Origin of the sequence: Peristeroidobacter soli, assembly GCF_004138485.1 — a bacterium.
Taxonomy (GTDB): Bacteria; Pseudomonadota; Gammaproteobacteria; order Steroidobacterales; family Steroidobacteraceae; genus Steroidobacter; species Steroidobacter soli.
Window position 1 is genome coordinate 1416465 of sequence record NZ_RYEV01000003.1, and the last position, 19460, is coordinate 1435924.

The window sequence follows — 19460 nt, forward strand, 5'->3', positions numbered from 1 at the left end:
AACAGGGCGGAAATATTTTCAGGGAAACCCGCAGGCCGCTGCGCGCCGGCGACGTTATGAAATACAGCGCAAATAAGAGCACTGCCGGCAAGGTGTGCACACATGAGTGAGGCCGGCGGCTCTCCGGCTCGGGGCCTCCGCAGGAGAAAACAAAAGAATTCTTCCCCCTCCCGTGCACGGGAGGGTTTGGAGTGGGGCTTGCGGCTAACGGAAAATCAGAACAGTTCGATGTCGCCGGCGGTGCCGACGCGAATGGTCTGCGTGCTCTGGTGAATGTGATCGCGGGCTTCGTCGGCGGACGCGCCTTCCACCATCATCTGGAAGATCTGTTTCTCTTCCTCGGTGCGATACAGGCGCTTGAGCGTCGTGAACAGGCGGCGCCACTGCTCGCGCTCGCTGGCCTGGGCCCGGTCGCAAACGAACAAGGCGAGCGAGGACAGGCTGTAACGCACGTGGCCGAGCCGTTGCGTGAGCTTGTCGTAAAACTGGAAGGCGACGACTGCCGAAGTCATCTGGCGTTCGATGGACTCCATCTGTTTCTTCAGATCGATGTCACCGAGCGCGGCGCGCTGTTCGGGCGTCATCCTGGCGGCTGTGGCCTTCAAGGCGCGGGCGGTTTCGGCCAGGCCGGAGAAGGCTTTGACCAGCGAGTCGACCGCGAGGTCCGATTCGCAGGTCGCCGATTCCATCTGCGCCTCGCACAGCTCGAGCATCTGCGCGATCTGTTGTTCGGGCGTCCAATCGGCGAGCGGCGCTGCTTCGGCGTTGGTGATTTCTATTGAACTGGGCAGCATGGACGGCGTTACCGCGGCTCCGTGGCGTCGGCGGATTTAGAGCACTCGGGCGATGGTCGCGAGCAGCTGGTCGGGGTTGAACGGCTTGACGATCCAGCCGGTCGCGCCGGCCTGTTTGCCGCGCTGCTTGGTTTCCGGGCCGGACTCGGTGGTCAGCACCAGCATCGGCGTGAACTTGTAGCTGTCCAGGCCGCGCAGTTCCTTGACCAGCGTGATGCCGTCCATGCGGGGCATGTTGACGTCCGTCAGCACCAGGTCGACACCGCGTCCCTTGGCGAGGTCGAGGGCTTCGACGCCGTCAGCAGCCTGGATCACCTCGTAGCCCGCCCCCTCCAGGGTGTAGCGGACCATCTGGCGCATCGACGCTGAATCGTCCACGGCGAGAATTGACTTCGAGGCTCCAGACATTACGCGCGCTCCAATTACACAGAATCTGGCAGTCACAGGGGGCAGCGACCGCATCGTTTGCCGTATTAACGGCGATTGCTGCGGGGAGTTGAGTCGGGGGTTCCCGGAATGAGCGGCCGGTCGCACTCTGCGGGGACGGCGCCCGGCGATTACGGTCCGGCGAGCGCGGCTGTGAGGGAGGCCAGGGGCATGCTGTGTTTTTTCCGGTTCAGCGGAATGTCGTACGTCACAGTCGCGCCATATCGTTCCGGTTCGTGCGGATCGTTACGGCGTTTGTCGAACACCAGCAAGCGGGTGCCGAGCTGAAAGCTTTCTTTCAGATCGTGAGTGATCATGAAGATGGTCATGCGGTTCGCCTGCCACAGACGCAGGATGATCTCGTGCATGTCGGCGGTGATGCCCGGGTCGAGCGCGCCGAACGGCTCGTCGAGCAACAGGATCTTGGGCTCGCGGATGACCGACTGCGCAATGGACAGACGCTGTTGCATGCCGCCCGACAGTTGCGACGGATATTTGTCGCGCGCTGTGTGCAGCCCGATCGCTTCGAGCAGGCTCTCGGCCTTCTCCAATGCCACGCGTCGCCTGGCGCCGAACAGCTTGCCGAGCCAGCGCGAGCCGGAGAACTCGAGGCCGAGCATCAGATTGTCGAGCACGCTCAAGTGCGGGAACAGCGAGTAACGCTGGAACACGATGCCTCGATCGGGGCCGGGCTCGGCGGGCACGGGCTCGCCGTCGATCAGCAACTGGCCCTTCGTTGGCTGCTCGACGCCGAGCAGCATGCGCAGGAACGTGGTCTTGCCACAGCCGGAGGCACCGATGATGGTGACGAACTCGCGATCCGCAACGTGCAGGTTCAGATTCTCCAGCACGACCTGGCTGCCGTATTCCTTCCACAGATGTTTGACCGTGACGGACGCCATGCTCAGCGGCTCTCCGCCCAGGGGAACAGACGGGCTCGCGTCATTCGGAGCAACCAGTCCATGGTGTAGGCGAGCAGCGTGATCCAGATGACGTAGGGCAGGATCACATCCATCGCCATGTAGCGACGCACGAGGAAGATGCGATAGCCGAGTCCTTCGGTGGAGGCGATAGCCTCGGCGGCGATGAGGAACAGCCACGCCGAGCCGAGTGTCAGTCGTAGCGCGTCGATGAGGCGTGGCCAGAGCTGCGGCAGGATGACTCTCGTTGCGAGCAGCCAGCTCGATGCACCCAGGGTCTGTGCCTTGATGAGTTGTTCTTTCGGCAGCTCGCCGGCGCGCAGGGAGACGTCGCGAATGATGCAGGGCGCGACGCCGAACACGATCAATGCGATTTTCGCGACTTCGCCGAGGCCGAGCATGATGAACAGGATCGGCAGGATGGCCAGCGGCGGGATCATTGCCAGCGCGGCCACGAAAGGCCCGAGCAGGGATCGCACTATGGGTAGCGCGCCGATGGCCAGGCCGCCGACGATGCCGATGAGTGCGCTGATACCCAACGCTATCAATAGACGCTTCAGGCTGGCGCCGGTATCGAGCCACCAGAGCACTTCGCCGCTGCGCCGGTCTTCTTCGACCGCGTAGCTTTTCAATGTCTCCACGAACGCGCTCGGCGCCGGCAGCAGCTTATCGTCTGGATTCTCAGCGAGCCGTGTCGCCGAGCCGAATAGATAAGCGGCGATCAAGATCAAGAACGGTAGCGCGCCGAGTGCCAGCGCGCCGCCGCTCGAGGGGTACAGGTTTACCAGCCGGGGCATGAAACCGGCTCGCTCCGCTTCGCCGTCGTGCCGGCCAGCTGTCGCTGGCGGCACTGTCTGGTGTGGTGAATCATCGCAACATGCCCGGCACCTGTTCCCGTCGGCGGGCATCGCGCCGTTTCGGCGCGGAGGCGAGCCGATCGAGCAATTGTGTTGGCGGCCGGGCTATCGAGCATCACAGCGCGCCGTCCACCGCCATCTTGATGTAGCTGGCGTCGAATCTCATTTTCACGTTCTTGGCATTGCCTAGGGTCTTGCCGCCCGGGAACTCGATGCCCACCGCATCGACCGTCTTCGCTCCCTCGCCGAGCAGGCCATGATCGAACGAGAACTTGCGCACCGAGTCCATGGTCTTGATCACCGTCGGGCTGGTCGCGAACGTGTGTGCTTCCGCCGGCGTCCAGAACATCTTGGTCGTCGCCAGCTGGCTGTTGAATCCCGCGAGGTCCGTGCCCGATGCTTTGGCCATGTGCGCCAGAGCTTTCGGGTCTTTCGCCGCCATCAGCTGCAATGTTTCGAACCACGCGCCGACCAATGCCTTACCCAGCTTCGGGTTGTTCTTCAGCGTCGTCGTGTTCACGACCATCATGTCGATGATCTCGCCCGGGATCTTGCTGGAGTCGAACACCAGCTGCGCATCCTTCGCCGCCAGGATCTCGCTCAGCTGCGGCTTCCAGGTCACCGTCGCTTTCGTATCCGCGGCGGCGTATGCAGCGACGATGTCCGCATCGGACGTATTCACGACCTTGATGTCCCGTTCCTGCAGGCCCGCCGTTTCCAGCGCCCGCGCCAGCAGATAGTGAGACACCGACAGCTCGACCAGATTGACCGGCAGTCCTTTGATGTTGGCGAGCGTCTTGCCTTTGCCCTTCAGCACCACGCCGTCATTGCCGTTGGAGAAGTCGCCGATGATGAGTGCGGTGGAGTCGACGCCGCCCGCCGACGGAATCGTCAGCATGTCCATGTTCGTCATTACACAACCGTCGAAGCCGCCGGCGGTGTATTGATTGATGGACTCGACGTAGTCGTTGATCTGCGTGAGCTGAATGGCGATACCGTACTTGTCCGCCCACTTCTTCAGGATGCCGCTTTGAGCCGCGTAGTCCCACGGCATCCAGCCGACGTAGATGCTCCAGGCGATCTTGAACGATTTCTTCTCGGCCGCATGAGCCGCCGGCGTCAGTGCCAGCAGCGTCAGGGTCAGCAATGCGACCCGGAGCATGCGAACAGCAAGGGAACGAGCGTGGGACAACATTCGGCGTCTCCTCTTATTGGACAGGTCACTCGAGTCGAGTGCCGGAAGACGCATCCCCGTCGAAATAAATAGGGAGGCCGCCTGCCGGCGCGCAAACCTCCCGGGCTTTTATCCCGCCGTGTATCCAGCCTCGTCACTGGACTGCCTCTCTCGGACCAGCATCGCCCAAGCGATCGGAACCCTAGAGGCAAATTGCAATGGTTGAGTTTGCAAGGCGCGTGCCGCTCGACGCTCGCCTGGATTTGTCGCCGCTCGCCGCACGTGCGGCCGTCGTCCGTGCATTTAAATGGCGCGCCGATTTGTCGTGATCGCACTCAAGCAGTGCGCTCGTGCTCGCGTCGGGTGCGTAGATGCGCAGACCGCACGAGGAATGCGCATTGGTACGCTCCTTGCTCTGCAGGTCCCAAGTCAACGCGGACTTTTCATGGGTGTGGGAATGGCCGAAGGCGCGCCGTATTGGATGCTTTGGGATGAACTCGTCGTCGGCGGCGCTCATTGGTCCGGGCTGCTGCGGCGGGGGACGACGTTGCGGCTGACGGATGTCGCTGGCGGTGGCAACGTCTCGGTGCTGTTCTATAACTACGACGATCGCCTCGAGCGCTACAACATGGCCGACACGCTCAAGGCCCAGCACACCGCCTATCTGACTCGCGCCTGTGTGTGCTACTCCGACATGGGCCGCGTGATCTGTTCCATCACCGACGACACCTGCGGCTGGCACGACACGCTGTGTGGCGTCACGAACGCATCGATGATCAATGCGAAGTATGGCGACGCCCGTTATCAGGAACGCCGCAACGAATATCACCGCAATGCCTACGACGGCTTTCTGAACGAGCTGGGCAAGTACGGCCTGGGCAAGCGCGATCTTGCCGCCAACATCAACTTCTTCAGCAAAGTGACTGCCGACGACAGCGGCACCCTGACATTCCACGACGGGCACTCGACCGCGGGCAGCTATGTCGATCTGCGCTTCGAGATGAATACCCTGGTGGTGCTGGCCGCCTGCCAGCATCCGCTCGATCCGGCGACCCGCTATCAACCCAAGGAGGTGCGACTGACGACGTGGCATTCGCGTCCGGCGCCTCGCAACGATCCTTGCCGTACCCGCTGTCCCGAGAACGAACGGGGCTTTCGCAATACTGAAGTGTGGTACCGCTGATGGCACTCAAGGAAAGTGCCTTGAACCCCGCGCAGGCTGTACACCGGCAGATCATTCCGGCCGGCGAGCCGTGGATGGGCAGTCTCAGGAAGGGACAGTATTTTCGCATCGTCGACCTCGAAGGCAACCAGGCCGTCGACACGTTGTTCTACAGCGGCGCGTCGCTCGATGAGCGCTACAGCGCGCAGGACACGATTCGCGCCCAGGGAAACATCTATCTCAGCGCCGGCACGCTGCTGCTTTCCAACGAAGGCAACACGATGCTGACGATCGTTGCCGACACTTGCGGTCGTCACGACACGCTGGGTGGCGCCTGCTCGGCTGAGAGCAACACGGTCCGCTACGCGATCGAGAAGCGGCACATGCATAGCTGTCGCGACAACTTCCTGCTGGCGCTGTCGCATTGGGGCGCGAAATATCACCGCGACTTCGGCAAGCGGGACCTGGCCAGCAACATCAACTTCTTCATGAACGTGCCAGTGACGCCGCAAGGCAAGCTCACGTTCGCCGATGGCATCTCCGCCGCGGGTCGTTACGTGGAGATGCGGGCCGAGATGGATGTAACGGTGTTGATCTCCAACTGCCCGCAGTTGAACAACCCGTGCAACGGCTATAACCCGACGCCGGTCGAAGTACTGGTCTGGGATTGACGGCAGGCGACGCATGTCGCCACTCGCGGGACGACCCGCGGGTTTCATGACAACGCCGGGACGACCCGGCATCGGATGCGCCCGGCAACGCCGGACGGGTCGAAGGCGTTCTCATGTTCGATAAAGTGCTGATCGCGAATCGTGGCGCGATTGCGTGCCGGATCATTCGCACGCTGCGGCGGTTGGGCATTCGTTCAGTCGCCGTGTACTCCGACGCGGATCGTCACTCGATGCACGTCGCCATGGCGGACGAAGCCATCCACATCGGCGCCGCGCCGGCTGCCGAAAGTTATCTCCGCCAGGACCGAATCATCGCCGCCGCTCGCGAGACCGGCGCGCAGGCGATTCATCCGGGCTATGGATTTCTCAGTGAGAACGCATCGTTCGCCGAGAAGTGTGAGGCGGCGGGTGTCGTGTTTGTCGGACCGAGCCCTCAGCAGATGCGCAGCTTCGGTTTGAAGCACACTGCTCGCGAGTTGGCCCAAGCGCAAGACGTACCGCTGCTGCCAGGCAGTGGATTACTGAGCAATGCCGAACACGCGGCGCTCGAGGCGGCTGTCATTGGCTATCCCGTGATGCTGAAGAGCACGGCGGGTGGCGGTGGTATTGGCATGCAGCTGTGTCGTAGCGCTGAAGAGCTGGCCTCAGCCTTTCACACGGTGGAGCGACTGGCTGCCAGTAACTTCAGCCAGGGCGGCGTGTTCATCGAGAAGTTCGTCGAGCAGGCACGTCACATCGAAGTGCAGATCTTCGGCGATGGCCGTGGCAATGTGGTGGCGCTCGGCGAACGGGATTGCTCCGTTCAGCGACGCAATCAGAAGGTCATCGAAGAAACCCCCGCGCCTCGGCTCGACGATCGGACCCGCCAGCACTTGTTTTTGTGCGCCGAGCGGCTCGGCCGGACGGTGGGTTACAAGTCGGCCGGCACGGTCGAATTCGTATACGACGATGCCAGCGGCGAGTTTTACTTTCTCGAAGTGAACACGCGCCTGCAGGTGGAGCACGGTGTTACCGAACAGGTCACTGGCATCGATCTGGTCGAGTGGATGCTACGAGTCGCCGCGGGCGAGCCGCCGGATCTGCTGAATCATCGAGTGGAGCCGAGCGGTCATTCCATCCAGGTTCGTGTGTATGCCGAGGATCCCGCGCATCAGTTTCGTCCGTCGAGCGGGCTGCTGTCTCATGTGCAGTGGCCGGAGGGCGTGCGTGTGGATCATTGGGTCGAGACGGGCACGGAAGTGCCGGCCCACTACGATCCGATGCTCGCAAAGATCATTGTGCACGGAGCGAATCGTGAGGAGGCGCTGCGGAGGTTGCAGGAGGCGTTGGCGGGCACGCAGTTGTATGGGATCGAGACGAACCTTGCCTATCTCAGACGTGTGATCGCCGATGAGGTGTTTCGCGAGGGGCGGCAGACGACTCGCTTTCTTGCGGGTCTGGTTTATCGGCCGGCGACGGTGGAAGTCCTTCAGGCCGGCACGCACACCAGCCTTCAAGAATTTCCGGGGCGGGTGGGATATTGGGATATCGGCGTGCCACCGTCGGGGCCGATGGACGATCTCGCGTTTCGGTTGGCCAACGAACTGGTGGGAAATGTCGGGCCGGCGGCGGGGCTGGAGCTCACGGTCAGTGGGCCGACGTTGAGGTTCAATGCGCCGGCGGTGATTGCGCTGTGTGGCGCATCGATGATGGCTGAGCTCGATGGGGCGGCGGTGCCGTATTGGGCGGCTGTCAAAGTCATGGCTGGCAGTGTTTTGAAGATGCGCGCCATTCAAGGTGCCGGCCAGAGAACGTATTTGGCCGTGCGTGGCGGATTCGATGTGCCGATGTATATGGGCAGTCGTGCGACGTTCACGCTGGGTCAGTTCGGTGGCCATGCAGGCCGGGCGCTGCGTGCCGGCGATACGTTGCGCTTGAATGAGAGCGTTGATTTGACCGATGTTGGTTTGCCACTGTCGTCGGCGCGCATTCCGGCGTACTCGAATGCGTGGACTATTGATGTGATGTCGGGGCCGCATGGGGCGCCGGATTTCTTCACCGAGGAAGATATCGAGACGTTCTTCGCCGCTGACTGGGAGGTGCACTACAACTCGAGCCGCACCGGCGTGCGCTTGATCGGCCCGAAGCCGACGTGGGCCCGCACCGATGGTGGCGAGGCGGGGCTGCATCCTTCGAACATTCACGACAACGCCTACGCCATCGGTGCGATCGACTTCACTGGCGACATGCCGGTGATTCTTGGCCCGGACGGGCCGAGCCTCGGTGGGTTCGTGTGCCCGGCGACGATCGTCGGCAGTGAGTTGTGGAAAGTCGGGCAGCTGCGGCCGGGCGATAAAGTAAGGTTTCGCTGCGTCCGTCCGGCCGCGCGCGAAACGGCCGAGCTCGTCGGCGGCGATGCCGAGCTGGCGCAAGAGATATTGACTGGCGGCGCACCGCGCAGCGGTGCAGACGCAGATCGCACCGTGAAGCGGCGCATCGTTAGCGAGCCCGTGCTCCATACCATCGCGGGCTCGGCGACCGGCACGCCGGCGGTTTGCTACCGCCAGGCTGGCGACAACTATCTGTTGGTCGAGTACGGCCCGCTGGTGCTGGATCTCGAGCTTCGCTTCCGAGTGCACGCGTTGATGGATTGGCTGCAACGGCAGCGAGTGGATGGCGTGCTCGAGCTGACGCCGGGCATCCGTTCGTTGCAGGTCCATTTCGACAGCGGCGTCATTTCACAACGTGCCTTGCTGAAGGTCCTGCTCCGTGCCGAAGCAGAATTGCCCGCGGTCGATGACATCGAAGTCCCGAGCCGCATCGTCCATCTACCGCTCTCCTGGGACGACCCGGCGACGCGCGTCGCCATCGATAAATATGTGCAGTCGGTGCGCAAGGACGCGCCGTGGTGTCCGAGCAATATCGAATTCATCCGCCGCGTGAACGGGCTCGAGTCCATCGACGAAGTTCGTCGCATCGTCTTCGATGCCAGTTATCTCGTGATGGGGTTGGGCGACGTCTACCTCGGCGCGCCGGTCGCGACGCCGCTCGACCCGCGCCATCGCCTGGTCACGACCAAATACAACCCGGCTCGCACCTGGACACCAGAAAACGCGGTCGGAATCGGCGGTGCGTATTTGTGTGTCTATGGTATGGAGGGGCCGGGCGGCTATCAATTCGTGGGGCGCACGGTGCAGATGTGGAATCGTCACCGTCAGACGGCCGACTTCAAGGATGGCAAGCAATGGCTGCTGCGCTTCTTCGATCAGTTGCGGTTCCATCCGGTGTCGGCCGATGAATTGCTACAGATGCGCGAGGATTTCCCGCGTGGCAAGTTCAAACTGCGCGTTGAGGAGAGCACGCTGAAGCTGCGGGACTATCGCCAATTTCTCGTCGACAACGACGACTCGATCGTCGCGTTCAAGACGAAACAGCAGGCAGCGTTCGAAGCAGAACGAGAACGCTGGCGGGTGAGCGGACAGCTCACATTTGATTCGGAGCCGGCCGTCACTGGCGAGGCGGCGGTCGCAGCCGTCCCCGCCGGCTGCGAGGCAATTACGTCGCCCGTGACGGGCAGCGTTTGGAAACAAACCGTCACGGTGGGCCAACGCATCGACGCCGGAACAGAGCTGCTCGTCATGGAAGCAATGAAGATGGAGATTCCCATCATCGCTGAACAGGCCGGAGAGATCGTTGAGATCCGCTGCGCGGTCGGGCGCGCAGTGTCCGCCGGTGAAGTGCTGGGCGTCATCAGGCCAAGCGGACATAACGCGCGCTAGCTGAACGAAATATCGGACGCAATTGCATCCATCCCGTCCTTCGCCCCCGAAACTGCCAACTGTTTGGCAGAGCTGCAAAGTGTGACGCAGTACAGTCCCGCCGCAGACCGGACATAAGGCAGGGCGCGGCTCCAACGTCAAGGGACTTCGATGGGTCTTTCCGAAACCATTATGGCGGCCATGATCGGTGCTCTAGCCACCGTCACCACCGCTTTGTTTCAGCTGTTCAGCTCCTTCAAACAACAACGCACGTCTCGCGTCGACTCGAAACCCAGGAAGGGTTCCACGTTGCGCTCGGTGCTGGCCGTGCTCGCGTTGATGGTCGCGTCGGCCGCGGGCGGTTTTCTCTATTCCGAATTCATGAAACAACGCGCCGCTGAAGACATGCGCGCCATGCGTGACGAGTTGAAGGAAATGCGCGCGATGATCGCCGCCGAGCGAGAGGCGGCGCGTACCGAAGTCGCTGCTCCCGCCGATTCCGCATCGATGCCCAACAAAGCGGTGACGTTACCTGCCGCGATGGAGAGCGTCGCGGACAGTGTCGAGTCCGTCGTCTATGTGCCGGCCTGTCGTGCGGCCGGTGCCACTGCAGCTTGTAGTGAGCAGGAAGCTCAGCGTATCGCGCTATGCGGGACGATCCCGTCATATGCGCGCGTCGATCGCATTCACTTGTTCGCGCAGCCGGACGCCATGCAGTACCCGTGGGAGCAACATCAGGTGACGTTCGAGCAAGACCTGGGCGGCGCGCGCTTCACCGGCAACTCGTTCGAGTACGCGCAGGGCCAGGAACTGAAAGCCGTGTGTGTGAATTTCATGCAGTGGAGCAGTGAGCATCCGCATATCGCGCGGGTCGTCGTGGAATTCGGTTTCGGAAGCGCGCCGGCCCCCGCCGAGCCGGCGCCGATGACGACGCCACTTCCGTCGACGCCGGCGCAGGTGCCGGCGGTCATTGCCGCTGAGTCTTTGCATCCAGTGCCGACCGCCGCGGCCTTTACTGGAACGGGAGCGTCCCAGTAGCCCTGCGCGTGTACTGGTTAGGCCCGGCGTCGATGCTTTTTTCTCCTCTGTAAAGCGCCGCGCCGCTGCGTCAAGCGTCCCCGCGACATTTGTGGTATCACTTCAGATACTACGTAAAGCGTCGTTGGGGGACGGGTCATGTTCGGACAGATGATGGAGCAACAGCTGCTCATCAGCAGCATCGCGCGCCATGCGGAATTACAGCATCCTCGCCGGGAGATCGTCTCGGTCACCGCCGACAATCCCCGCCACCGATATACCTACCAGGAAGCGTTCGCGCGCTCTCGCAAGCTCGCCAATGCCCTGAGCCGACTGGGCCTGCAGCCGGGCGATCGGGTCGCGACCCTGGCGTGGAACGACTATCGGCACTTCGAGGTGTATTACGCCGTCTCCGGTTCGGGTTTCGTCTGTCACACCATCAACCCGCGTCTGTTCGAAGATCAGATCGTCTACATCATCAATCATGCCGAGGATCGCTGGCTGTTCCTGGATCCGGTGTTCGTCCCGCTGATCGAGAAGCTGCAGTCGCGCCTGCCGAAGCTCGAAGGGTGCATCGTCCTGACCAGCGACGCACACATGCCGCAGACCCAGCTGCCTCGCGCGCGCAGCTACGAATCTTTCATCGCGGGCGAGAGCGACGAGTTCGACTGGCCGCAGTTCGATGAGCGGACCGCGAGCTCGCTGTGCTACACGTCGGGCACGACGGGCGATCCGAAAGGCGTGCTCTACAGTCATCGTTCGACCGTTCTGCATTGCTATGCCTCGGCGATGCCGGACGCGATGGGGCTGTCGGCGCACGAAGTGGTGTTGCCGGTCGTGCCGATGTTTCATGTGAATGCGTGGGGCCTGCCGTATTCGTGTCCGATGGTGGGCGCGAAGCTGGTGTTCCCGGGTTCGAAGATGGGGGACGCGGAGACGTTGCAGTCGCTCATCGAAGAAGAGCAGGTGACATTCGCGGCTGGTGTGCCGACGGTATGGCAGGGGCTCGTCTCGTATCTCGAGAAGACCGGTAAGCGTGTCGACTCGCTCACTCATGTGCTGAGCGGCGGCTCCGCGGTGCCGGTGGCACTGATGGATCTTCTGAAGGGGCGTCACGACGTTGAAGTGGTGCATGCGTGGGGCATGACCGAGACCAGTCCCATCGGCACGATTCGCTCGATGTCACCTGAAGCGAGCGCGCTGCCCGAAGAGCGTCGCGACGCTTTGCGCGCACGACAGGGGCGCACGGTGTTCGGCGTCGAGCTGAAAGTGGCGGATGACGAAGGCAGGGAAGTGCCGCGCGACGGCAAGACGTTCGGGGCGCTGAAGGTGCGTGGCCCGTGGGTGGCGGCGGGTTATTACAAGCGCAGCGGTGATGACGTATTCGAAAGCGACGGCTGGTTCAACACCGGCGACGTCGCGACCATTTGCCCGCTGGGCTATATGCAAATCACGGATCGCACCAAAGACGTGATCAAGTCCGGCGGCGAATGGATCAGCTCCATCGAGCTGGAGAACCTCGCGGTCGCGCATCCGGCGGTGGCGCAGGCGGCGGCGATTGCGATTCCTCATCCGAAATGGCAGGAGCGGCCGCTGCTGGTGGCGGTGTTGAAGCCGGGCGCGTCGCTGACTACGGAGGAACTGTTGCAGTACTTCGCGGGCAAAGTGGCGAAGTGGTGGATTCCCGAGGACGTGGTGTTCGTCGAGAAGTTGCCGATGACGGCGACCGGTAAGCTCAGCAAGTTACAACTGCGCCAGCAGTTCGTGGGCTATCAATTTCCCTCAAAGTGATCCAGCGGCCTCCCCTTCGGGGAGGCGCCAGTGTGATTGATCAAAAAGAAAAAGCCCCTCCCGTTGCGGGGAGGGGCCAGTCTCTCTCGACTCTCGTCGCTTATTGCTCGACCTTGCCCTGACCTTTGACGTCCACGTCGCCAGGGTTGTCGACCACGTACATCACCACACGGCGATTCAGTGCACGGCCCGCGTCGGTGTTGTTGTCGGCGATAGGCTGCGATTCACCGTAGCCCTTCGCCACCAGTGCACCGGCGGTCACGCCCTGATCGAGCAGGTACGTGCGGACCGAGTCGGCGCGCTGCTGTGACAACTTCAGGTTGTACGCATCCGGACCCTTGCTGTCGGTGTGACCCTGCAGCTCGATCTTCAACCGCGGATACTTCTTCAGATCCGTGGCCACGGCATCGAGTGCCGAGCGCGACTCCGGCTTCAGCGTCGCCGAGTTGTACTCGAACGTCACGCCTTCCAGCGTGATCGAGCCCTTGCGTGTGCAACCGTACGCGTCCACGGCAACGCCAGGAGGCGTATCCGGGCACTTGTCGACGTTGTCGAGCACGCCGTCCTTGTCCTGATCGCCAGGAGGCGGCGGCGGGGGCGGCGGCGGCGGAGCCGGGGCCGGCTCCGGAGCAGGCGGCGGTGCTTCGACCGGTTTCGGCGGCGCTGCGCCGAACGCGAACTGGAAGCCCAGCAGGCCCAGGTAGTCGCTGTACTTGTCGCTGCCGTCCTCGTCGTAACGCACCTTCAGCTCAGGGCGCAACTTGAAGCTGCTGGTGCCCGCCGGGCTCTCCCACAGCTTGATGAACATGCCCACGCCTGCCTGGCCCATGAGATTGGTCGCGTTGCTGCCGGGGCTGCGCTGGTTCGCCAGCACGCCGCCGCCGAAGCTCAGGAACGGCTCGACCGCGCCACCGCGATTCATCACCGCCAGCAGATCGAGCGACGTGCCCCAGAAGCTGGAGTCGCTGCGGCCCGGGCCGCCGCCGACCTGCGCGCCGTTGACATTCAGCTCGATGTTCAAGCCACGGTTGATGGCCTTGCCGATAGCTACGCCATACAGCCAGTCCTTGTCCTGCAGGGGGCGATCGTTGTCGACGGAGATGCCGCCGACTTGCGGGGTGATGTACCAATGACCGACGTCGTCGGCCGCAGCCATCCCCGGCGCGGCGATGACGAGCGCGGGCATGGCGCAGCGGAGTGCCGGCCGGGCCAGGGCGCGTAACGCGTGAAACACCTTCATTTCGATTCCTCTTGTTTGTTCAACGTTGCCCGCACACCCGATCCGCTTTGGGGCTGGACCGGATGTGCTGGCAGGGCGACACCTTAGCGGCATCGGCGCGGCGAACAAGCTTTGAAAACCGAAGTACCGGAATACGGTACCCTAGGCACCGCCGTACTACCTTTGTCGGGATTTGATGCAGTGAACGAGACCAAAAACCTGCTGGAGACTTTGAAGCGTTGCTTGCGCGCTCGTGGGGTGACCTACCACAAACTGGGCCGCTCGCTTGGGCTCAGCGAGTCGTCGGTGAAACGCTTGTTTTCCGATGAATCGTTTACATTGGTGCGATTGGAGCGTGTGTGCGCGGCGCTCGATATGAGCGTCGCCGATCTCGTGCGCATGGCCGCGGGCACGCGCGAGCCGACACAGACTTTCAGCCTGTCGCTCGAGCAGGAGCGCACTTTGGCAAGCGATGCTTCGTTGCTCGCATTGTTCTATTTGCTGTTGAATGGCAGATCGGCGGAAGCGGCGGAGCGTCGGCTCGGTCTGAATCCGCGAGTGATGCGTGCATTGCTCACGCGTCTCGAGGAAGCGCAGCTGGTCGAGATCGATGCCAAGCGCAGGATTCACTTGCACGCGCGCCTGCCGATCGCGTGGCGACCGGATGGTCCCGTGCGTAAGTTATATGAGCGCCAGGTGCGGGCGGAATTTCTGCAGGGCCCGTTTACCGGCGCGAGTGAGGCGCTGTCGTTTCATTCCGCCGAGCTGTCGCCCGCGTCGGTACGCATTCTGCTCAAGAAGATCGACAAGCTCGCGGCGGATTTTGCCGACCTAGCGGCGCTCGACGTGCAACTGCCGGCGCGCGACAAGACCAGCGTCGCGCTGTTGCTCGCCTGCCGGCCCTGGGTATTCTCGATGTTCTCGGCGTACCGCGCTAAAGCTGTAGCATGAGCGTGCTAGAACCCAGCCTGCACTTAAACGAGGCGGCCCGCGTCGCCGCTTGAATCAAGCCGGTGCGTGTCTTGCGTACTGCCTGCGAATACCGACAGGTGTTCTGGCACGCACGATACTTGCACCATGCTCGTTCGCCGACCTCAGTAAAACCAGGGTGCTGCCATGGCCACTCCCATCAAATCGATCGACACATCGTCCGAGCCGTTCGAAGACGAGCGCACGGCGCTCACCAAGGAGTCGTTCAAGCGCGCCTTCCTGGACAACCTGCTGTACGTGCAGGGCAAGTTTCCCGCGCTCGCGACCCAGAACGACTACTACCAGGCGCTGGCCTATGCGGTTCGCGATCGCCTGCTACAGCGCTGGATCAGTACCGCGGCCGCTTACACCAAGCAGGGCTCGCGCACCGTGGCCTACTTTTCCGCGGAATTCCTGATGGGGCCGCACCTGGGCAACAACCTGATCAATCTCGGTATTTACGCACAGGTGAGAGAGGCCATCGGCGAGCTGGGCCTGGATTTCGATACCTTGTTGCGCCAGGAGGACGAGCCGGGGCTGGGCAATGGCGGTCTCGGGCGCCTGGCCGCGTGCTTCATCGATTCGATGGCGACGCTGGAAATTCCCTCGCTGGGCTATGGCATCCGCTATGAGTTCGGCATTTTTCATCAGGAGATCGTCGACGGCTGGCAGACCGAGCGTACCGACAAGTGGCTGCGCTTCGGCAATCCCTGGGAAGTCCTGCGGCCGGAGTGGGCGGTCGAGGTCAAGCTCGGCGGCCGCACCGAGCAGTATCGCGACGAGCAGGAGCGTCTGCGCATCCGCTGGGTGCCCGACAAGGTCGTGATCGGCGTGCCTTACGACACTCCCATCCTCGGTTATCGAAACAACACCGCGAACACGTTGCGGCTGTGGAAGGCCGAGGCGCCGGAGTCGTTCGATTTCTCGACCTTCAATCGCGGCGACTACGGCGGCGCGGTTCGACAGAAGGTCTGGTCGGAAACGTTGAGCAAGGTGCTGTATCCGAACGACGAGCAGATCCAGGGCAAGACCCTGCGCCTGGAGCAGCAGTATTTCTTCGTGTCGGCGTCGTTGCAGGACATGATGCGGATCATGCGCGGACAGAAGGTGCCGCTCGAACATTTCCACGAGAAGTTCGCCGTGCAGCTCAACGACACGCACCCGGCGATCGCGGTCGCCGAGCTGATGCGCCTGCTGGTGGACGAGCACGTAGTGCCGTGGGAACAGGCCTGGGACATCACCTGCAAGACCTTTGCATACACCAATCACACTTTGTTGCCCGAAGCGCTGGAATGTTGGCCGCTCGAGCTGTTCAAATCCGTGCTGCCGCGGCATCTGGAGCTCATCTACGAAATCAATGTCCGTTTCCTCGACGAGGTGCGCATTCGCTTTTACGGTGACGAATCGCGTCTGGCGCGGCTGTCACTGATCGACGAGCATGGCGAGCGTTACGTTCGCATGGCGCATCTCGCGTGCGTCGGCAGCCATGCCATCAACGGTGTGGCGGAGCTGCATTCCGAGCTGCTCAAGCAGGATGTGCTGCGGGATTTCTACGAACTGTGGCCCCACAAGTTCGGCAACAAGACCAACGGCGTGACACCGCGTCGCTGGATGGCGCTGAGCAATCCGCGGCTGACCAGCCTGATCAGCGAGGCGATCGGCAATTCCTGGCTGAAGAATCTGGATGAGCTGAGCAAGCTGGCGCCGCTGGCCGATGACGCGGCATTCCGGCAGCGCTGGCGCGAGATCAAGCATGCCAACAAGGTCGACTTCGCCGAGTTCATGAAGGCGCGCAGCGGCATCGATATCGATCCCGCGTCGCTGTTCGACGTGCAGGTCAAGCGCATCCACGAGTACAAACGCCAGCATCTCAACATCCTGCACGTCATCGCGTTGTATCACCGGCTGCGCTCGGATCCGAACGCGGACCTCCAGCCGCGGACGTTCATTTTTGGCGGCAAGGCGGCGCCCGCCTATCACATGGCCAAGCTGATCATCAAACTGATCACCTCGGTCGCCGATGTGGTGAATCGCGATCCGGCGGTCAGGGATCGGCTCAAGGTGGTGTTCCTGCAGAACTTCAACGTCACCAACGGTCAGCGCGTGTATCCGGCGGCGGAGCTGTCCGAGCAGATCTCGACGGCCGGCAAGGAAGCTTCAGGCACGGGCAACATGAAATTCTCGATGAACGGCGCGTTGACCATCGGCACGATGGATGGCGCCAACATCGAGATTCGTCAGGAAGTCGGCGCCGAGAATTTCTTCCTGTTCGGTCTCACGGCCGAGCAGGTCGCGCAGACCAAGGCGCGAGGCTATCGGCCGCTGGAGCACATGACGCCTGAGCTGCAGGAGGTCATTTCGCTGATCAACAGCGGCTTCTTCTCACGCGGCGATGTGCAGATGTTCCGTGCGCTGACGGACGGGCTGCTGTGGCACGACCCGTACCTCGTGTTCGCGGACTTCGAGTCCTACTCCGACTGTCAGCTGCAGGTGAGCCAGGCATATCGCGATGTCGATCACTGGACGCGCATGTCGATCCTGAACTCCGCTCGCAGCGGCAAGTTCTCATCGGATCGCACGATTCGCGAATACTGCGCGGATATCTGGCGCGCGCCGTCCGTGCCGGTGCGGCTGCTGTCTCAGGAAGACGTGAAAGTCGGCTTCATGCAGTGAGCAGGCGCAGGGCGAACAGCACCCACATCACATACAGCACGATGCTGCTGGCGAAGAACAACTGGAAGCGTCGGATGACGACGTTGCTCGTGAGGTGCACATACGTGTGCGCCGCACGCAGCACGACGTAGCCCCAGGCGCACGCCAGCAGCAACACCGTCGTGAGCTGTGTGATCGCGAGAAAGCCGCACAGCGCATAGAACAGCACGGGCACTTCGAACAGATTGCGGAAGTGGTCGGAGGCCGCCACGTTCTGCATCGTCTCGTGCATCTGCCGGGCGGTCGCCACCTGCTGCGGGTGAATGCGCCGGGCGCGCATCTCGGCGATGCGGTCTCGATACAGCTTGATGAAAACGAGACCGGTGAGCAGGGCGAGGGCGGTGGGTGGTAACAGAATCGCGTGCTGGATCTGCATGGCTCCCTCCACCGCCTTTGGTTCGTTACATCACTTTGACGGGGATGCCGGCGATGCGCTTCTTCCATTCCGCCGGGCCGGTCTCGTGCACCGACTCGCCGCGGGCATCGACGGCGACGGTCACCGGCATGTCCTTCACGTCGAATTCGTAGATCGCTTCCATGCCCAGATCGCCGAACGCGACCACGCGGCTGGCACGAATCGCTTTCGAGACCAGATACGCCGAGCCGCCGACGGCCATCAGATACGCCGCCTTGTGCTTGCGAATGGATTCGATCGCTTCAGGACCGCGCTCGGACTTGCCGACCATGGCGATCAGGCCGGTCTTGCCGAGCATCATCTCGGTGAACTTGTCCATGCGCGTCGCGGTCGTGGGGCCGGCGGGGCCGACCACTTCGCCCTTCACGGGATCGACGGGGCCGACGTAATAGATCACGCGGTTCTTGAAATCCAGGCCCGGCGGCAACGGCTCGCCTTTCTCGATCAGCGTGCTCAAACGTTTGTGAGCCGCGTCGCGACCGGTCAGCATCTTGCCGGACAACAACAAACGCTCGCCCGGTTTCCACGACGCCACGTCCTCGCGCGTGAGCGCATCGAGATTCACTCGACGCGAATCCGCGGATGCCTGGTAGGTGAGTTTCGGCCACAGTTCCAGATCCGGTGGATCGAGCTTCGCGGGACCTGAGCCGTCGAGCACGAAATGCGCGTGACGAGTCGCGGCGCAGTTCGGAATCACCGCGACCGGCAACGACGCGGCGTGCGTCGGATAATGTTTGATCTTCACATCGAGCACGGTGGTGAGGCCGCCGAGGCCCTGCGCGCCGATGCCGAGCGCGTTGATCTTGTCCATGATCTCCAGGCGCAGCGCTTCGAATTTGTCCTGCGGACCGCGCTCGCGAACTTCATGGATATCGATTTCTTCGAACAGGGATTCCTTGGCCATCACCATGGCTTTCTCGGCGGTGCCGCCGATGCCGATGCCGAGCATGCCCGGCGGACACCAGCCCGCGCCCATCTGCGGCACGGTCTTCACCAGCCAGTCGACGATGGAGTCGGACGGATTCAACATCACCATCTTGGATTTGTTTTCCGAACCGCCGCCCTTGGCCGCCACCGCGATGTCGAGCGTATCGCCCGGCACGACTTCCATATGAATCACCGCGGGCGTGTTGTCCTTGGTGTTCTTTCTATCGAACAACGGATCGCCGACGATGGACGCGCGCAGCGTGTTGTCCGGATGGTTGTAAGCGCGGCGCACGCCTTCGTTGATCATGTCGCTGAGCGACATGGTGGCGTCGGCCCATTGCACGTTCATGCCCACTTTCACGAACACGGTGACGATGCCGGTATCCTGACAGATCGGGCGATGGCCCTCGGCGCACATGCGCGAATTCACCAGGATCTGTTTGATCGCATCCTTCGCCGCCGGGCTTTCCTCGCGCTCGTAGGCGGCCGCCATGGCCTGGATGAAATCGGGGGAGTGGTAATAGGAGATGTACTGCAGGGCGTCGGCGACGCTCAGGATCACATCGTCTTGCTTGATGGTCGGCATGGTGCGGTGAGCTGTTCGATGGGGGATCGAGAGGGGGCGGAATCTACCATTCGTGCCCCGGACCGGCCACCACGCCGGCCGCG

The 19460-nt window shown here is 62.5% G+C and carries 15 protein-coding genes and 1 riboswitch; of the genes, 7 read left to right on the top strand and 8 right to left on the bottom strand.

Features of this window, described 5'->3' with window-relative positions:
* Nucleotides 1-215 precede the first annotated feature (215 nt).
* From EKO19_RS14855 to EKO19_RS14875, 5 genes are all read right to left on the bottom strand, one after another.
* Complete coding sequence (locus tag EKO19_RS14855) at nt 216-794, bottom strand: hypothetical protein (RefSeq protein ID WP_129777153.1); 579 nt, start codon at nt 792-794, stop codon at nt 216-218.
* Nucleotides 795-830: 36 nt separating this feature from the next.
* Entirely contained in the window at nt 831-1202 is a 372-nt protein-coding gene (locus EKO19_RS14860) for a response regulator (RefSeq protein WP_129777154.1), read from the bottom strand.
* 149 nt (nt 1203-1351) lie between these two features.
* On the bottom strand, nt 1352-2122 hold the full coding sequence (locus EKO19_RS14865) for an ABC transporter ATP-binding protein (RefSeq protein ID WP_129777155.1): 771 nt from the start codon (nt 2120-2122) through the stop codon (nt 1352-1354).
* 2 nt (nt 2123-2124) lie between these two features.
* On the bottom strand, nt 2125-2937 hold the full coding sequence (locus EKO19_RS14870; protein ID WP_129777156.1) for an ABC transporter permease: 813 nt from the start codon (nt 2935-2937) through the stop codon (nt 2125-2127).
* Nucleotides 2938-3112: 175 nt separating this feature from the next.
* Nucleotides 3113-4192, bottom strand: coding sequence for a putative urea ABC transporter substrate-binding protein (locus EKO19_RS14875; RefSeq protein WP_217705351.1), 1080 nt, complete (start codon nt 4190-4192; stop codon nt 3113-3115).
* Nucleotides 4193-4287: 95 nt separating this feature from the next.
* A riboswitch (guanidine-I (ykkC/yxkD leader) is annotated at nt 4288-4388 on the bottom strand.
* Nucleotides 4389-4616: 228 nt separating this feature from the next.
* Here EKO19_RS14875 and EKO19_RS14880 point away from each other — a divergent pair.
* The 5 genes from EKO19_RS14880 to EKO19_RS14900 all read left to right on the top strand — a co-directional run bounded on the left by EKO19_RS14880 (nt 4617) and on the right by EKO19_RS14900 (nt 12549).
* Nucleotides 4617-5354, top strand: a complete 738-nt coding sequence (locus EKO19_RS14880; RefSeq protein WP_217705352.1) for an urea amidolyase associated protein UAAP1 — start codon at nt 4617-4619, stop codon at nt 5352-5354.
* Entirely contained in the window at nt 5354-6004 is a 651-nt protein-coding gene (locus EKO19_RS14885) for an urea amidolyase associated protein UAAP2 (protein ID WP_129777157.1), read from the top strand. The genes EKO19_RS14880 and EKO19_RS14885 overlap by 1 nt, the downstream gene beginning before the upstream one ends.
* Before the next feature lie 113 nt (nt 6005-6117).
* Complete coding sequence (gene uca, locus EKO19_RS14890; protein WP_129777158.1) at nt 6118-9762, top strand: urea carboxylase; 3645 nt, start codon at nt 6118-6120, stop codon at nt 9760-9762.
* 150 nt (nt 9763-9912) lie between these two features.
* Nucleotides 9913-10779, top strand: coding sequence for a hypothetical protein (locus EKO19_RS14895; protein WP_129777159.1), 867 nt, complete (start codon nt 9913-9915; stop codon nt 10777-10779).
* Between the two features lie 138 nt (nt 10780-10917).
* Nucleotides 10918-12549, top strand: coding sequence for a 3-(methylthio)propionyl-CoA ligase (locus tag EKO19_RS14900; RefSeq protein WP_129777160.1), 1632 nt, complete (start codon nt 10918-10920; stop codon nt 12547-12549).
* A 100-nt stretch (nt 12550-12649) separates the two neighbouring features.
* Here the strand turns inward: EKO19_RS14900 and EKO19_RS14905 are convergent, their stop codons facing one another.
* Entirely contained in the window at nt 12650-13789 is a 1140-nt protein-coding gene (locus EKO19_RS14905; protein WP_175597058.1) for an OmpA family protein, read from the bottom strand.
* Between the two features lie 180 nt (nt 13790-13969).
* Here EKO19_RS14905 and EKO19_RS14910 point away from each other — a divergent pair, with 180 nt between their 5' ends.
* Together EKO19_RS14910 and EKO19_RS14915 are read left to right on the top strand one after the other, a co-directional pair.
* The gene (locus EKO19_RS14910) at nt 13970-14719 is read left to right on the top strand and encodes a helix-turn-helix domain-containing protein (protein WP_157995267.1); all 750 of its coding nucleotides are present in this window, start codon (nt 13970-13972) and stop codon (nt 14717-14719) included.
* A gap of 165 nt (nt 14720-14884) precedes the next feature.
* Nucleotides 14885-17410, top strand: a complete 2526-nt coding sequence (locus tag EKO19_RS14915) for a glycogen/starch/alpha-glucan phosphorylase (protein ID WP_129777163.1) — start codon at nt 14885-14887, stop codon at nt 17408-17410.
* Here the strand turns inward: EKO19_RS14915 and EKO19_RS14920 are convergent.
* Both EKO19_RS14920 and EKO19_RS14925 read right to left on the bottom strand, forming a co-directional pair.
* Nucleotides 17400-17825, bottom strand: a complete 426-nt coding sequence (locus EKO19_RS14920) for an MAPEG family protein (RefSeq protein WP_129777164.1) — start codon at nt 17823-17825, stop codon at nt 17400-17402. The two genes, EKO19_RS14915 and EKO19_RS14920, sit on opposite strands and share 11 nt — an antisense overlap.
* Before the next feature lie 25 nt (nt 17826-17850).
* A complete protein-coding gene (locus tag EKO19_RS14925) occupies nt 17851-19377 on the bottom strand; it encodes a fumarate hydratase (protein WP_129777165.1) in 1527 nt (508 codons plus the stop codon).
* Nucleotides 19378-19460: the final 83 nt, after the last annotated feature.

Coding starts and splice junctions, on each gene's coding strand:
- EKO19_RS14855 (WP_129777153.1), bottom strand. CDS start 794: ATGCTGCCCAGTTCAATAGAAATCACCAACGCCGAAGCAGCGCCGCTC.
- EKO19_RS14860 (WP_129777154.1), bottom strand. CDS start 1,202: ATGTCTGGAGCCTCGAAGTCAATTCTCGCCGTGGACGATTCAGCGTCG.
- EKO19_RS14865 (WP_129777155.1), bottom strand. CDS start 2,122: ATGGCGTCCGTCACGGTCAAACATCTGTGGAAGGAATACGGCAGCCAG.
- EKO19_RS14870 (WP_129777156.1), bottom strand. CDS start 2,937: ATGCCCCGGCTGGTAAACCTGTACCCCTCGAGCGGCGGCGCGCTGGCA.
- EKO19_RS14875 (WP_217705351.1), bottom strand. CDS start 4,192: ATGTTGTCCCACGCTCGTTCCCTTGCTGTTCGCATGCTCCGGGTCGCA.
- EKO19_RS14880 (WP_217705352.1), top strand. CDS start 4,617: ATGGGTGTGGGAATGGCCGAAGGCGCGCCGTATTGGATGCTTTGGGAT.
- EKO19_RS14885 (WP_129777157.1), top strand. CDS start 5,354: ATGGCACTCAAGGAAAGTGCCTTGAACCCCGCGCAGGCTGTACACCGG.
- uca (WP_129777158.1), top strand. CDS start 6,118: ATGTTCGATAAAGTGCTGATCGCGAATCGTGGCGCGATTGCGTGCCGG.
- EKO19_RS14895 (WP_129777159.1), top strand. CDS start 9,913: ATGGGTCTTTCCGAAACCATTATGGCGGCCATGATCGGTGCTCTAGCC.
- EKO19_RS14900 (WP_129777160.1), top strand. CDS start 10,918: ATGTTCGGACAGATGATGGAGCAACAGCTGCTCATCAGCAGCATCGCG.
- EKO19_RS14905 (WP_175597058.1), bottom strand. CDS start 13,789: ATGAAGGTGTTTCACGCGTTACGCGCCCTGGCCCGGCCGGCACTCCGC.
- EKO19_RS14915 (WP_129777163.1), top strand. CDS start 14,885: ATGGCCACTCCCATCAAATCGATCGACACATCGTCCGAGCCGTTCGAA.
- EKO19_RS14920 (WP_129777164.1), bottom strand. CDS start 17,825: ATGCAGATCCAGCACGCGATTCTGTTACCACCCACCGCCCTCGCCCTG.
- EKO19_RS14925 (WP_129777165.1), bottom strand. CDS start 19,377: ATGCCGACCATCAAGCAAGACGATGTGATCCTGAGCGTCGCCGACGCC.